General features: G+C 69.5%; 17 protein-coding genes. 1 reads left to right on the top strand and 16 read right to left on the bottom strand.

All coding sequences use genetic code 11. The annotated features are described in order from the left end of the window. Positions 1-22: 22 nt before the first annotated feature. The 5 genes from ASF68_RS03410 to rpsB form a co-directional block, all read right to left on the bottom strand. On the bottom strand, positions 23-1,069 hold the full coding sequence (locus ASF68_RS03410; RefSeq protein ID WP_235526746.1) for a phosphatidate cytidylyltransferase: 1,047 nt from the start codon (positions 1,067-1,069) through the stop codon (positions 23-25). Positions 1,070-1,140: 71 nt separating this feature from the next. Next, positions 1,141-1,695, bottom strand: coding sequence for a ribosome recycling factor (frr, locus tag ASF68_RS03415; protein WP_056006819.1), 555 nt, complete (start codon positions 1,693-1,695; stop codon positions 1,141-1,143). 72 nt (positions 1,696-1,767) lie between these two features. After that, positions 1,768-2,481 (bottom strand): UMP kinase, encoded by a 714-nt coding sequence (gene pyrH / locus ASF68_RS03420; protein WP_056006822.1) that lies wholly within the window; start codon positions 2,479-2,481, stop codon positions 1,768-1,770. Positions 2,482-2,650: 169 nt separating this feature from the next. Next, positions 2,651-3,478, bottom strand: coding sequence for a translation elongation factor Ts (tsf, locus tag ASF68_RS03425; protein WP_056006825.1), 828 nt, complete (start codon positions 3,476-3,478; stop codon positions 2,651-2,653). An 18-nt stretch (positions 3,479-3,496) separates the two neighbouring features. Continuing rightward, positions 3,497-4,423 carry a 30S ribosomal protein S2 gene (rpsB, locus tag ASF68_RS03430; protein WP_056006828.1) on the bottom strand — a complete coding sequence of 309 codons (927 nt, stop codon included), beginning with the start codon at positions 4,421-4,423 and terminating at the stop codon, positions 3,497-3,499. A 314-nt stretch (positions 4,424-4,737) separates the two neighbouring features. Between rpsB and ASF68_RS03435 the strand changes: the two genes are divergently transcribed. Further along, positions 4,738-5,262: a murein hydrolase activator EnvC gene (locus ASF68_RS03435; RefSeq protein WP_162239335.1), complete on the top strand. Its 525-nt coding sequence runs from the start codon at positions 4,738-4,740 to the stop codon at positions 5,260-5,262. On the opposite strand, the gene ASF68_RS03440 is transcribed toward ASF68_RS03435, so the two are convergent. The 11 genes from ASF68_RS03440 to ASF68_RS03490 all read right to left on the bottom strand — a co-directional run bounded on the left by ASF68_RS03440 (position 5,235) and on the right by ASF68_RS03490 (position 14,347). Continuing rightward, positions 5,235-6,164: a tyrosine recombinase XerC gene (locus tag ASF68_RS03440; protein WP_056011311.1), complete on the bottom strand. Its 930-nt coding sequence runs from the start codon at positions 6,162-6,164 to the stop codon at positions 5,235-5,237. The two genes, ASF68_RS03435 and ASF68_RS03440, sit on opposite strands and share 28 nt — an antisense overlap. 57 nt (positions 6,165-6,221) lie before the next feature. Next, positions 6,222-7,511, bottom strand: coding sequence for a DNA-processing protein DprA (gene dprA, locus ASF68_RS03445; RefSeq protein WP_056006834.1), 1,290 nt, complete (start codon positions 7,509-7,511; stop codon positions 6,222-6,224). Next, positions 7,508-9,037, bottom strand: a complete 1,530-nt coding sequence (locus ASF68_RS03450) for a YifB family Mg chelatase-like AAA ATPase (protein ID WP_056006836.1) — start codon at positions 9,035-9,037, stop codon at positions 7,508-7,510. The genes dprA and ASF68_RS03450 overlap by 4 nt, the downstream gene beginning before the upstream one ends. Continuing rightward, the gene (locus tag ASF68_RS03455; RefSeq protein ID WP_056006838.1) at positions 9,037-9,393 is read right to left on the bottom strand and encodes a YraN family protein; all 357 of its coding nucleotides are present in this window, start codon (positions 9,391-9,393) and stop codon (positions 9,037-9,039) included. Before ASF68_RS03455 ends, ASF68_RS03450 begins: the two co-directional genes overlap by 1 nt. Before the next feature lie 123 nt (positions 9,394-9,516). After that, positions 9,517-9,840 (bottom strand): DUF2469 domain-containing protein, encoded by a 324-nt coding sequence (locus ASF68_RS03460; RefSeq protein ID WP_056006841.1) that lies wholly within the window; start codon positions 9,838-9,840, stop codon positions 9,517-9,519. Between the two features lie 12 nt (positions 9,841-9,852). Continuing rightward, positions 9,853-10,497 carry a ribonuclease HII gene (locus tag ASF68_RS03465; protein ID WP_056006844.1) on the bottom strand — a complete coding sequence of 215 codons (645 nt, stop codon included), beginning with the start codon at positions 10,495-10,497 and terminating at the stop codon, positions 9,853-9,855. Further along, positions 10,497-11,246 (bottom strand): signal peptidase I, encoded by a 750-nt coding sequence (gene lepB / locus ASF68_RS03470; RefSeq protein ID WP_056006848.1) that lies wholly within the window; start codon positions 11,244-11,246, stop codon positions 10,497-10,499. Before lepB ends, ASF68_RS03465 begins: the two co-directional genes overlap by 1 nt. Before the next feature lie 75 nt (positions 11,247-11,321). Continuing rightward, on the bottom strand, positions 11,322-11,669 hold the full coding sequence (gene rplS / locus ASF68_RS03475; protein WP_056006851.1) for a 50S ribosomal protein L19: 348 nt from the start codon (positions 11,667-11,669) through the stop codon (positions 11,322-11,324). A 164-nt stretch (positions 11,670-11,833) separates the two neighbouring features. Beyond that, a complete protein-coding gene (locus tag ASF68_RS03480; protein WP_056006854.1) occupies positions 11,834-12,361 on the bottom strand; it encodes a hypothetical protein in 528 nt (175 codons plus the stop codon). 76 nt (positions 12,362-12,437) lie between these two features. Then, entirely contained in the window at positions 12,438-13,097 is a 660-nt protein-coding gene (locus ASF68_RS03485; protein WP_056006855.1) for a response regulator transcription factor, read from the bottom strand. Then, the gene (locus ASF68_RS03490) at positions 13,094-14,347 is read right to left on the bottom strand and encodes an ATP-binding protein (RefSeq protein ID WP_082498469.1); all 1,254 of its coding nucleotides are present in this window, start codon (positions 14,345-14,347) and stop codon (positions 13,094-13,096) included. The genes ASF68_RS03485 and ASF68_RS03490 overlap by 4 nt, the downstream gene beginning before the upstream one ends. Positions 14,348-14,376: the final 29 nt, after the last annotated feature.

The raw sequence follows: 14,376 nt of genomic DNA on the forward strand, positions 1-14,376 counted from the left end.
CGAAACCGAGGGTGCCGGCGACTCAGCTCGCGAGCGAACCGAAGACCAGGTAGACGACGTAGGCGACGACGGCCGACGGCAGGATGGAGTCCAGCCGATCCAGGAATCCGCCGTGCCCGGGAAGCCAGGAACTCATGTCCTTGACGCCGATGTCGCGTTTGATGAGCGACTCGGCGAGATCGCCGACCGTCGCGCTCCCGAGGAGCAGGAGACCGAGGAGCACACCGACCCACCACGGGACGCCCAGCATCAGGATCGCCAGGAGGACGCCGGCCACGACCGCCGCGACGCCTGCCCCGGCGAAGCCCTCCCACGTCTTGTTCGGACTGATCACGGGCGCCATCTTGTGCTTGCCGAACGACAGACCGCTCGCGTAGGCGCCGACGTCGACGCAGATGACGAGGATCAGGAAGGCGAGCGTCCACCACTCCCCGTCCGGTTGGGCGACGAGGTAGACGGCGAAGGACGCGAGGAACGGCACGTAGACCTGGATGAAGGTCCCCGAGGCCAGATCCCGGACGAGCGTCGGGAGATCCGTGCGCCTGGTAGCGATCAGCTGCTCGGCCACCCGCCAGACGATCACCAGCAGGATGCCGAGGAGGACGACCGACCAGCGCCACACGTCGTGCAGGAAGAACGCGGCCGGTTGCATGGCGACCGCCGAGATCACCGTCGGGATCGCCGGGACCCGACGGCCGGTGTGCTCGAGGGCCTTCCGCAGTTCCAGTGCTGCGAAGGCCACTACGGCCGACGCGAGCACCACGAAGATCACCTTGAAGATGATGAGGCTCACGAGCATGATGCCGCCGGCCGCCACCCCGATGAGGATGGCGTTGACCAGGTTGCGGCCGACACGAGCCTCGATGCGCTCGTTCGTCGCGTCGAACTGCGCCTTCGTGGCCTGGACCTGGCGCTCGATGTCGGCCCTGGTGACCTCGACCTGGCGCTCGAACTTGGCCCGACGGTCCTTCAGCTGCGACCGCAGCTCCTGCGGTCCGAGCTTGCCGGCTTTGCCGGGTTCCGGCGTCGTCGGCTCAGCCGACCGCCCGGAAGCGACATCGTCTTCCACAGGTACCTCCAGCGGGCCGGCCGTCGATCGATTGACCGGGCGGCGAACGGAATCAGCGGACGGACAGCGGCTCAGATCGAGAGCAGCTCGGTCTCCTTGGCCTTCAGCGCGGCGTCGACGGCGTCGATGTGCGACTTGGTGACCGCCTCGAGCTCCTTCTCCCCGCGCGCGACATCGTCATCGCCGACCTCGCTCTTGAGTGCCTCGAGGTCGTCCTTGCCCTTGCGACGGATGTTCCGGATGGAGACCTTCGCGTCCTCGCCCTTACCGCGGACGATCTTCACGTACTCCTTGCGACGCTCGGCGGTCAGCTCCGGCATCGTGACCCGGATGACCGTGCCGTCGTTCGTCGGGTTGGCGCCGAGGTTCGGGATGTCCCGGATCGCCTGCTCGATGTCGCGCAGCGCGGTCTTGTCGTAGGGCGTCACGACGATGGTGCGCGCCTCCTGGTTCTGCAGGGAGGCGAGCTGGGCGAGCGGGGTCGGCGTGCCGTAGTAGCTCACCAGCACCTTCTGGAACAGCTGGGGGTTGGCGCGACCCGTACGCACCGTGGCGAAGTCATCCTTCGCGGCCTCGACGGCCTTCGACATCCGGGTACCAACATCCGAGAGGACATCCGCGATCACGAGCACTCCTTTGATTGCATTACTGGGTTCAGTCTAGTCGGGCGACGGCGCAGGACCTGGCCGCCCTGCCGCCTACGCGGAGGTGACGAGGGTGCCGATCGCAGCGCCACGGATGGCTGCCGTCACGTTCCCGGCGGGTTCCATGCCGAAGACCCGCATCGGCATGCCGTTGTCCATGCAGAGGCTGAACGCCGTCGAGTCGACGACCTTCAGGCCGCGCTGGAGGGCCTCCTGGTAGGAGATCGTGTCGATCTTCGTCGCGGTCGGGTCGACGCGCGGGTCGGCGGTGTAGACCCCGTCGACACCGTTCTTCGCGACGAGCACCTCGACGGCGCCGATCTCCAGCGCGCGCTGCGCCGAGACGGTGTCGGTCGAGAAGTAGGGCAGCCCTGCGCCGGCACCGAAGATCACGACGCGACCCTTCTCGAGGTGACGCTCCGCGCGGAGCGGGATGTACGGCTCGGCGACCTGCGTCATGGCGATGGCGGACTGCACGCGGGTCGCGGCGCCGGCCTGCTCCAGGAAGTCCTGGAGCGCCAAGGCGTTCATCACCGTTCCGAGCATGCCCATGTAGTCGGCTCGCCCGCGGTCCATCCCGCGCTGGCTGAGCTCGGCACCACGGAAGAAGTTGCCTCCTCCGACGACCACGGCGACCTCGACCTCGGCGGTCGCTTCCGCGATCTCTCGGGCGATCGACCCGACGACGTCGGGATTGACGCCCAGCTGGCCGCCTCCGAACGCCTCACCTGACAGCTTGAGCAGTACCCTGCGCTTCTTCTCCGGCATCCGCCTGTCCTCCCTCGTCCCTCACACAACTTAGTGCCCGGAGCCACGCGCTGTCCGCGACAACCGACGACTCCGCGGCTGGATCATCACCGATTCGGCGTGCACGGATATGCCCGTGCACGCAAAGGGGTCCGGATCGCCACTGGCGATCCGGACCCCGTCACAACTGCTACGCGCCGACCTTGAAGCGGGCGAACCCGGTCACGGTGAGGCCCGCGTCAGCGAGCACCTTCTGCACGGACAACTTGTTGTCCTTGGCGTAGTCCTGCTCGAGGAGCGCCACCTGCTTGAAGTACGAGGTCACTCGGCCTTCGACGATCTTCGGCAGAGCCGCCTCGGGCTTGCCCTCGTTCTTCGAGATCTCGGTGACGATCTCGCGCTCCTTCTCGACCTCGTCGGCCGGGACGTCGTCGCGGCTGAGGTAGGACGGGTTGGCGAAGGAGATGTGCTGCGCGGTGCTGCGAGCCGTCTCCGCGTCGTCACCCGTGTAGCCGACGACCACGCCGACCTGCGCGGGCAGGTCCTTGTTGGTCTTGTGGAGGTACACGGCGAAGTGCTCGCCCTGGACCACCGCGAGGCGGCGGAGTTCGAACTTCTCACCGATGATCGCTGCCGAGTCCGCGATGACCTCGGCGACGGTCTTGCCGTCGGCCGGAGCCGCGTTCCCCTCTTCGACGGTGGTCGCGCCGGCGGCGACGACCGCGTCGAGGACGAGGTCGGCGAGGGCGAGGAACTTCTCACCCTTCGCGACGAAGTCGGTCTCGCAGGCGAGCTCGATGAGGGTGGCGGTCTCGCCGTTCTCCTTCGCGGCGACGAGGCCTTCGCTCGTGGAGCGGTCGGCACGCTTCGCGTTGCCCTTCGCACCCTTGAGGCGGAGGATCTCGGTCGCCTTCTCGACGTCGCCATCGGCTTCGACGAGTGCGTTCTTGGTGTCGACCATGCCGGTGCCGAGCTGCTCGCGCAGCACCTTCAGGTCAGCAAGAGAAAAGTTTGCCATTGCTGGTGATCTCCTTGATTACTTCTCGTCGGCGACGGGCTCGGCTGCAGCTGCACCCGCGGCGTCGTCGGCGGACTCGGTTGCGGCGACCTCGACGTCTTCGACGGCGGGGGCGGACTCGACGGCGTCGGTCGCGGCGATGGCCTCATCGGCGACCTTCGCGGTCTCGGCGGAACCCTGCTCGCCACCCTGGAGCAGCTCCTGCTCCCACTCGGCGAGCGGCTCGGCCGGGGCGTCGCCCTCGGTCGGCTTCTGGTGGCGCTGGATGAGCCCCTCGGCGGCGGCGTCGGCGATGATGCGCGTCAGCAGGCCGACGGAACGGATCGCGTCGTCGTTACCCGGGATCGGGTACGTGACCTCGTCGGGGTCGCAGTTGGTGTCGAGGATGCCGATGACGGGGATGCCGAGCTTGCGCGCCTCGTCGATCGCGAGGTGCTCCTTCTTGGTGTCGACGACCCAGAGGGCGGACGGCGTCTTCGAGAGGTTGCGGATACCACCGAGCGACTTGTGGAGCTTGTCCAGCTCGCGCTTCTTGATGAGGAGTTCCTTCTTGGTGAAGCCGCTCTTCGAGGCGTCTTCGAAATCGAGCTCCTCGAGCTCCTTCATCCGGGCGAGTCGCTTCGACACCGTCTGGAAGTTGGTGAGGAGGCCACCGAGCCAACGCTGGTTGACGTAGGGCTGGCCGACGCGCGTCGCCTGCTCGGCGATGACTTCCTGCGCCTGCTTCTTCGTGCCGACGAAGAGGATGGTGCCGCCGTGGGCGACCGTCTCCTTGACGAAGTCGAAGGCCTGGTCGATGTAGCCGAGCGACTGCTGCAGGTCGATGATGTAGATGCCGGAACGCTCGGTGAAGATGAACCGCTTCATCTTCGGGTTCCAACGGCGGGTCTGGTGCCCGAAGTGCACGCCGCTGTCGAGCAGCTGGCGGATGGTTACGACGGCCATGAGCCGTTCTCCTGTTCTGCGCTCGCCACCGCACCGCTGGCGCGGACGGGTGGGAGTGCCTCGGTTGTCTGACGGACCGGATGGCCTCGTCCCTGGTGCCCGGCGCACGTCCGCCGCGCTCCGGAGAGCGAGGACCGAATGGAAGTGGAGGCCGAAATGGCACGCGTAGTCACCCCGACGAGCGAGGTGCTCCGTTCAGCATAGCATCCGGGCACCATGACGACCGCGCTCCACAACCGCCTCGACACCTCGTCCGCTGCGCTCACCCGATTCCCCGTGGACCCCGGGTGTCCCGCTTCCGGGAACCTCGGATGATGACCATCTCCATCACGCTCCGCCTGCTCTCCGTCTGCCTGCTGCTCGGCACGCCGTCGAACGGCTCCGCCGTGACGCCGGCCTGGTCCGGGCCCCTCGCTCCCCCGCACCCGGTCGTCGCCCCCTTCGTCGCTCCTCCGGATCCGTACTCGGCGGGCCATCGAGGGATCGACATCGCGGCGAGCCCAGGAGCACCGGTCACAGCTGCGGCCGCCGGCGTCGTGACCTTCAGCGGGACGGTGGTGGACCGGCCGTTGGTCGTGATCCGGCACGACGATGGACACGTCTCCAGCATCGAACCGGTCGTGGGCTCGGTGGAGGTCGGCAGCTCCGTGCCGCGTGGAGCGCCGATCGGGACGGTCGGCAGTGGCGGACATTGCGCCGACCGGTGCGTGCACTTCGGGGTGCGACGCGACGGCGTCTACGTCAACCCGATGTTGCTGCTCGGCGAGGTCCCACCGGCGGTCCTGCTCCCGCTGACCGCGACGGCGGCGGCTCAGGCCCGTGGATGGGCGCTGCGGTAACTCTCCTTGATGCGCTCGACGGAGACGTGCGTGTAGATCTGCGTCGTCGCGAGGCTGGCGTGCCCCAGGAGTTCCTGGACCGCTCGCAGGTCGGCCCCGCCGTCGAGGAGGTGCGTCGCGGCCGTGTGACGCAGGGCGTGGGGTCCCGCCGGGCCGCCGCCGGGCACGGCGTCGAGGAGCCGGGCAACGAGGGTGTACACGGAGCGCGGGCCGAGCCGGCCACCGCGGGCTCCGAGGAACAGGGCGGCGCCGGGCGCCGGTCGACCGTCGCTCGAGCGGACCCGAGCCGCGAGCTGCGGTCGAGCGCTCGTGAGGTAGTCGACGATTGCCGATTGCGCTGGGACACCGAACGGCACCACGCGTTCCTTGTCACCCTTCCCGGTCACGCGGACGGTGAGTCGGTCGAGATCGAGGTCGTCCCGGTCGAGGCCGCAGAGCTCGGAGACGCGGAGCGCCGACGCGTACAGGAGCTCGACGACGGCGAGATCGCGGAGCGCGTTCGGCTCGCCCGCCGCCGCGCGGTCCTCGAGCCCGGCGAGCAGCTCGTCGAAGGGCCCGCGGCCGACGACCCGGGGAAGGGTCCGACCGGTCTTCGGACTCCGGAGGCGTGCCGCGACGTCCGCGTCGACCCTGCCCGTCCGGAGGAGCCAGGCGCTCCAGGCCTTGGCCGTGGCGGTCCGTCTGGCGAGCGTCGCCTTGGATGAGCCCGATTCGGACGCCACCCAGAGCCAGTCACGCAGGAGGTCGAGGGTCACACCGCTCACGTCGTCGACGTCGCGTCCGCTGGCGAAGTCGGCGAGCTGCCGGAGATCGGATGCGTAGGCGCGAACGGTCTGCGGCGAGAGCCGACGTTCGGAGACGAGATGCTCCGAGAAGGCGGCTGCGCTCGTCTCGATGTCCACCTGCACAGCTTGCCGCACGGGTGCGGCGGCGCGTCCCTCCCCCGCCGATCGTGCACGTCATGCTCGTCCGGCGTGGAGCACCCATCCGTGTTCGCGCTCCGAGACGACCCCGGCGAGGTCCAGCGCGCCGAGCACGCCCGTCACCTCGCGCAGGCTCAGACCGCTCTCCTTCGCGATCGCGTCGACGCTGCGCGCCGAGCGGACACTCATGGCATCACGGACGCGGCGCTCCTCGACGGAGGCGTACGCCTCGCCCGTGTCGTCCAGCGCGCTCCACCCGGCGAGCTCGGCCATCTGTTCAGCGTTCGTCACGCACGTGGCCGCGTACTCGCGGATCAGCCGGTGGCAGCCCGCCGAGGAGGGACTCGTGACGGGGCCAGGGACGGCCCCGAGCGGTCGTCCGAGCGACGCGGCGTGGCCTGCGGTGTTGATGGACCCCGAGCGACTCCCCGCCTCGAGGACGACCGTCGCGGACGAGGCTGCGGCGATGAGTCGGTTGCGCTGCAGGAACCGCCATTTCGAGGGCACCGAGCCGCACGGCGATTCGCTGACCACGGCACCGCCCGATTCGCGGATCCGACGGATCAGGGCGTCGTGACCCGCCGGATAGGGACGATCCACCCCTCCGGCGAGGTACGCCACGGTCATCCCACCGCTCCCGAGCGCAGCACGGTGGGCCGCACCGTCGATACCGTACGCGGCACCGGAGACGATCGTGAAGGCCCGGTCGACGAGCCCTGCCGCGGCCTCAGCGGTCACGTGCTCGCCATAACCGGACGCGGCCCGCGCACCGACCATCGCGATCGAGCGGGCGGAGACGGGTGCTCCGGGATCGCCCCGCAGCCACAGGGCGTGAGGGGCGTGCACGTCGAGATCGCCGAAGCCCGAATGCCAGCCGGGGCCGGCGGGCAGGATCAGCCGGGCACCGACGCTGATCGCCGTCTCACAGGCGGCGACGAGGTCCGCGGACACGAGTCTGGGACGCCAGCGCTCGAGCGCGTTGCCGAGCACGCGGGAAGCCGGAGGTGCTGCCGGCTCGTCGGTGTCCGATGATGCGGGGGTGCCCGCTCCCGGCCACCCGCTCGCCAGGATCCGGCGCTGCAGCTCCGTCGGCCCGGCCCGCTCGATCACGGCCGAAAGCGCCCCCGCCGGACCGAGCGCGGCGACCACGAACCCGGAGACACCGTCGCCGGGTTCCGCGATCATCGTCCACGCGGCCCTGGCGAACGCCTCGCGCACGGCCTCGGCGTCGGAGACGACGCCTGCCCCGTCGACATCCGGATCGTTCCCGAGTCGCCGGACGAGCCTGTCGATCAGCGTGCTGTCCAACCCGAACCAGGAGCTCATGAGATGCCCTTCCGGAGGAAGAGCGCCCGGCCGAGGTGCTCCGCCGTGGGGCTGACGGCGTCGTCGAGGTCGGCGAGCGTCCACGCCAATCGGAGGATCCGGTCGTACCCGCGCATCGTGATCCCGCCGCGCTCGAGCGATCGGTCGAGCGCCACCGTGACCGATCTGGCGAGACGCATCCGCGGGCTCCGGAGCCAGGTGCCGCTGGCCTGCGCGTTCGTCGTCCAGCCGGTGCCCGCCAATCGTTCGGCGCTCGCGCTCCGGACGGCTTCGACCCGGGCACGGGCCTCGGCGGTGGACAGCCCGACCTCCTGCGAGAGGCCGGACAGCGCCGAGGTGATCCGTGAGACACGGACCCGGATGTCGATGCGGTCGAGGAGCGGTCCGGACACCCGTCCGAGATACCGCCGCCTGGCCTGCGGCGGACAGGTGCAGACACCGTCCGCCGTGCCGTACTGCCCGCAGGGACATGGGTTGGCGGCGAGGACGAGCTGGAAGGCGGCCGGGAAGGTCGCACTGCCGTGCGCACGGTGGACGGTGACGACACCCGACTCGAGCGGTTGCCGCAGCGAGTCGAGGACGTCCGCCCGGAACTCGGGTGCCTCGTCGAGGAAGAGCACCCCGTGCGCTGCCCGTGCCGCAGCCCCCGGCCGGATCTGCCGAGAACCTCCGCCGATGATCGCCGCAGCCGAGGACGAGTGATGGGGGCTCTCCCAGGGCGGTCTGCGCACGAGGGATCCGTCCGGTGGGAGGCCGATCAGGGACCGGAGACAGCTGACCTCGACGGCGGCGTCCGGGCCGAGATCGGGGAGGATCTCCGGCAACCGGGCGGCGAGCATGGTCTTGCCCGCACCCGGTGGTCCAACCATCATGACGTGGTGACCACCGGCGGCGGCGGCGACCATCGCCTCGACCGCGTCCGGCTGACCGACGACGTCGGCCAGGTCGAGCGGGTCCGGCTCCGGCAGTTTCTCGACCCGCTGCCGGACCGGCTCCAGGTCGATGGGCGTCAGTTCGGCGCCGTGCCAGATCGCCGCGTCGCGCAGCGACGTCGCGCCGATGACGGTGACCCCGGGGACGAGCTGTGCCTCCGCGACGTTGGCGGTCGGCACCATGACCGCGTCGTAGCCCGCGCGAGCCACGGCGAGCACCGCGGGGAGCACACCCGTGAGCGGCCGCAGCCGACCGTCGAGTCCGAGCTCACCGAGATGCACCACCCGCTCGGCGGACTCCCGGCGGACGAGGCCGCCGACGGCGAGACAGGCGATGGCGATGGAGAGGTCGAACGCACTCCCCTGCTTCGGCAACGACGCCGGCGACAGGTTGATCGTGAGCTTGCCGCCCGGCAACGGGCAACCCGAGTTCGCCGTCGCGCTCTTGATCCGGTGCGCGGCCTCGCCGAGGGACTTGTCGGGGAGTCCGACGATCGCCATGCCGGGGACCGTCGCCGACGCCGACGCCTCGACCTCAACGATCGACCCAGTGAGCCCGGCGAGGGCGACGGACCAGGTGCGCGCCACGGCCATCAGGACACCCCTCTGAGGTGCTCGAGACGCACGCCGCCCTCCGGCGGCAGCACGATCCCGACGACGTCGACGCGCATCCGCCTCGACCGTGGATGGTGCTCGGCGCACCATGCCCCGGCAAGGCGGCCGATCCTCGCGAGCTTGCGAGCGGTGACCGCCTCCGTCGGGTCTCCGAACCCGACACCGGAACGGGTCTTCACCTCGACGAAGACGAGGGTGCCGTCGTCGTCGGCGACCACGTCGAGCTCGCCCTGCGGGCATCGCCAATTGCGATCCAGGATGCGGAACCCGCACGCCTCGAGATGTTCCGTCGCCACCTGCTCGCCCCGACGGCCGAGCTCGTCCTTCCGTGCCATGTGCACCTCCTGGCACCCAGCCAAGCGGGACGGAGGAGGTTCGGATGCGCCGGGTGACGTGGGAGCGAGGATCGGGTCGACGGACCGTCCTGTGGAGCGGGGTCGGCGGCGAGCGAGTGTCGGTTACTCGTCGAGCGTGAGCTCCTTGGGCAGCTCGAAGTCGCGCGAGGAGAGCTGCTCCACGTTGACGTCCTTGAAGGTGAGGACGCGGACGCTCTTGACGAAGCGGTCGGAGCGGTACACGTCCCAGACCCAGACGTCGGTCATCGAGAGCTCGAAGTAGAAGTCGTTCGCCGTGTCGCGTCGAACGAGCTCGACCTCGTTGGCGAGGTAGAACCGGCGCTCGGTCTCGATCACGTACTTGAACTGCCCCACGACGTCGCGGTATTCGCGGTAGAGGGCCAGTTCGACCTCGCGGTCGTAGTCTTCGAACTCGTCTTCGTCCATGGTCTCTCTATCCTACGTGTAGGCCGGCAGCCAGCTGCTCCGGTGGTGCAGCGTCAGACCGTGCTCCGTCAGCGCCGCCAGGTGGTGGACCGAGCCGTAGCCCTTGTTCCCCTGCCAGCCGTACTCCGGCAGCGTCTCGTGCAGCTCGATCATGAGCCGATCCCGATGCACCTTGGCGAGGACCGACGCCGCCGCGACGGAAGCACAGTCGCGGTCCGCCTTCACGCGGGTGGTGATCGTGAGCGGGCGATGGAGCGAACGGCTCAGCCAGTCACTGTTCCCGTCGAGGAGCACGGTCGACCCCGTGACGTCGGCTCCGACGGCGTGGAGCTCGAGCAACGCACGGCGCCCGGCCAGGCCGAGGCAGGCCGTGATGCCGAGTTCGTCGACCTCCGCCGGACTCGCCAGCCCGACCGCGCCGTAGAGCACCCACTCGCGGGTGAGCGGCTCCATGCGGGTCCGTGCCTGCTCACTCAGCAGCTTGGAGTCGCGGAGCCCGACGGGGAACGGACCACACGCCGGGGCGACGACCGCCGCGCCGACCGCCACCGGTCCCGCGATGGCGCCCCTGCCGACCTCGTCCATGCCGATGACCGACGGGACCCCCGCGGCGAACAGTCCGTGCTCGACCTCGAGGGTCGGTTCGCTGACCGCCATCACTCCTTCTCTGGAGCGGGGATGCCCTGGAACACCGAGGGGTAGTTGTCGAGCCAGGCCCAGTTGCTGGACGGCCAGGTGATGACGAACGCCCGCCCGACGACGTTGTCGATCGGGACGAACCCGCCACCAGGCGTGTCGGCGTTGTACCGGGAGTCCTTCGAGTTGTAGCGGTTGTCGCCCATGACCCAGAGCGAGCCCTCCGGCACCACGATGTCGAACGCGTCGCCGGAGACCTTCTCGGTGCCCGCGGGGAGCTTCACGTACGGCTCGTTGAGCGGCACGCCGTTGACCGTCATCTGGCCGAGCGGGTTGCAGCACGTGACGTGGTCGCCCGGGAGCCCGATGACGCGCTTGATGAGGTGGTCGTCGCTGTCGGGGGCGACGAGACCGAAGATCGACAGGACCCATTCGACAGCAGCGGTGGCCGGCGGCTGCGGGGGCTCGACCGTCTGCGGCAGCCAGCCGCCCGGATCCTGGAAGACGACGACGTCGCCGCGGTTCAGGGCGACCACGTCCGGGACGAGCTCGTTCACCAGGATGCGGTCCTGGATCTGCAGGGTGTTCTCCATCGACCCGGACGGGATGTAGAACGACCGGACGAGGAAGGTCTTGATGAGGAAGGAGACCAACAACGCGACCACGAAGATGATGAGGAGGTCGCGAAGGAAGAGCAGCGCTCCGCGTTTCCCGCGTGGGCGCTGCTTGTGGTCGGGCGACGCGTCTGCCGCCAGGGAATTGTCTGTCATTTAACCGCCTGAGCTCCCCACCAGCTTATCCGGTGGGGAGCTCAGGAATGATCGCGCAGGCGACCGGGAGGACGACTAGTTGTCGCGCTTCTCCTTGATCTTCGCCTTCTTGCCACGCAGTTCGCGCAGGTAGTAGAGCTTGGCGCGACGGACGTCACCGCGGGTGACGACCTCGATGTGGTCGATGTTCGGGGAGTGGACCGGGAAGGTGCGCTCGACGCCGACCTGGTAGCTCACCTTGCGGACGGTGAAGGTCTCGCGGACGCCCTCGTTGGAGCGGCCGATGACGACACCCTGGAAGACCTGGATACGGGACTTGTTGCCCTCGATGATGTTCACGTGCACCTTGACGTTGTCGCCGGCGCGGAAGTCGGGGATGTCCGACTTGAGGGATGCTGCATCGACTGAGTCGAGAATGTGCATGATGATTCCATCTCTGCGACCGCCACAGGTCGACCGCTGAATACGTTCGGAAGGAAGGGTGTGCCCGTTGCCGGCGTTCCCCTGTGGCAGAACTGCGGAGGCACAAACAGCAATTGTGTCATGAAAGCGTTCCGGATGGGTAACCGGGCGCGTCCGACGCCTCCTCAGCGACGTTCGTCGGGCTTCTTCTCCTCAATGACGATGAACTCGCCGCCGTCGATCGGCCCGGGTTCGAACCGCTGCGCGGGTGGGATCGAGGATCCGGGTACCGTTCCCGGAGCGGCGGCGGCCATCCGCTCGAACTCCGCCATCGTCTCGCGCGCACGGCGCGTCGTCTCTGAGATGAGCTGGGCGATGACGCCCCAGAACGCGGCGAGCCCGGCGACGACGCCGAGCACGGCCCAGAGGGCCACACCCGAGCTGAACGAGCCGAAGCAGATGATCGTGACGTGCCAGAGGGCGAGCAGCCCGACATCGGTCCAGGAGACGAGGCGTGTCGTGCGGACACTCGCGCGGGCCGAGATGAGGAAGGCGATCGCGGCGAGCGCGATGGCGAGGATCGGCATCGCGATGAACAGCCCGACGAGGCTCCAGCCGCTCTCGCCGAACAGACCCCATCCGACGAACGGCCAGGCGGGCAGGACGAAGATCGCGATGAATCGCCAGTAGAAGAACGCCCGCCGGATGATCATGTCCCCAGGGTACCGTCGGGTCCCCTGGCGTGCGCTGGGCGTTCGCTCACGGCCGAGCCGCGGCAGACGGGACCTGTCAGAGCAGCTTGCGTTGCAGCGCCCAGGCGGCGAGCTCGTGGCGCGAGGACAGCTGGAGCTTGCGGAGGACGCTCGAGACATGGGTCTCGACGGTCTTGACGGAGATGAACAGCTCGGTCGCGACCTCCTTGTAGGCGTATCCGCGCGCGATGAGCCGCATGACCTCCTGCTCGCGGGCGGAGAGGCGGTCGAGTTCGTCGACGGACTGGGCCGTCTCCCCCGCCACGGCACCGAAGGCGTCGAGCACGAAGCCGGCCAGACGAGGTGAGAAAACAGCGTCGCCGTCGTCGACGCGTCTCGCCGCCTCCGCGACCTCCGCGCCCGAGGAGCTCTTCGTGATGTAGCCGCGCGCTCCCGCCCTGATGACCCGGACCACGTCTTCGGCGGCATCCGACACGCTGAGCGCGAGGAACCGCGTGGCGGGCACGATCGCGGCCGAGCCGGCGATGACGTCGGCTCCCCCGCCACCGGAACCGCCCGGCAGGTGGACGTCGAGCAGCACGACCTGTGGGCGGGTCTCTGCGATGACCCGGATCGCCTCCTCGACGTCTCCCGCCTCGCCGAGGACGTCGATCCCCGGCCCGAGCTCGCTGCGGAGCCCGGAACGGAAGATCGAGTGGTCGTCGACGATCACGACGGTCAGTGGTCGCTCGCTCATGGTCGGCTCCTCGGAACGGTCTGGACGGGTGCGGGCTGCGGCGCGGGCGGCGCGGCGTCGTGGACAGGCAGGACGAGACGGACCTCGGTGCCGCGGCCGCCGGGTCGCGAACGGATCGTCGCTTCACCACCGATGCGCTGCATGCGGCCGATGATCGACTCACGGACCCCGAGGCGGTCGCGCGGGACCTGCTCGAGGTCGAAGCCGGGACCACGGTCGGAGATCGACACCTCGATCCGCTGCGGTGCCGTCTCGAGGTAGACGGAGACGTCGCCGCCCGCGTGACGTGCCGCGTTGAGCACGGCCTCCCGCGCGGCGGCGAGGAGCGGTTCGGGAGCGTCGTCGACGGGCCGCCCCACCGCGACGACGTCGACGCGCACCGCGTGGTCCGCTTCCACCGCGGCCGCGATGGTCCGCAGCTCGGTCGCCAGATCGCCCGTCGGAGCGGTCCCGCCGGAGAAGAGCCAGTTCCGCAGCTCGCGCTCCTGCGCCCTGGCCAGACGGGACGCCTCGCTGCCGGGCCCGGCCTGCTGCTGGATGAGCGCGAGCGTCTGGAGCACCGAGTCGTGCAGGTGCGCCGCGATCTCGGCGCGGTCGGCCTCCCGCATCCGCGCGGCTCGCTCGTCTGCGAGGTCGCGGTTGAGCTGGAGCGCCCAGGGGGCGATCACCACCGCGACCCCGAGGAGGACGGCGAGCGCGGCGACGATGACCGTCCACATGTTCGGGCGATCGCCGGTCACGAAGAAGAGGAGGATGCCGAGGACGACGAGGACGAGCGCTCCGAGCACGCGGATCAGGAGCGCGCGGGAGCCCTCACCACGACCACGCTCGCCGAACTGCCTCCACGCGAGCGCGGCACCCGCGAGGACGACGATCACGGGGATGACGGCCTCGAGCGGGATGTCCATCCCGGTCCGCGTCGCGATCAGCGCGGTCCCGGCCGCGAGCAGGGCGATGCCGAGGAGCACCTCCGTGATCGGCGCCCGACGAGGAATGTCGGAGTCCGCTGCGCCATCGGTCGAGGCAGGGCGCAGCAGGTGCTCGCGAGGATCGATCGGTGCATCGACACCCTGCGTGGGCGTCATGACCCACAGCCACACGTAGAGGAGTAGGCCCGCTCCGCCGCAGCAGGCGAGGATGACCGTCGCCGTCCGCACCGCGGCGGCGGGGAGACCGGTGTGCTCGGCGAAACCGGCGCAGACGCCGCCGAGCAGGCGGCGCCTCGGACGGATCATCACCTCGGTTCCCATGGAGCCATCCAAGCAGTTCGGGATGCGGT

The sequence above is a fragment of the Plantibacter sp. Leaf314 genome, from assembly GCF_001423185.1.
Classification (GTDB): domain Bacteria; phylum Actinomycetota; class Actinomycetes; order Actinomycetales; family Microbacteriaceae; genus Plantibacter.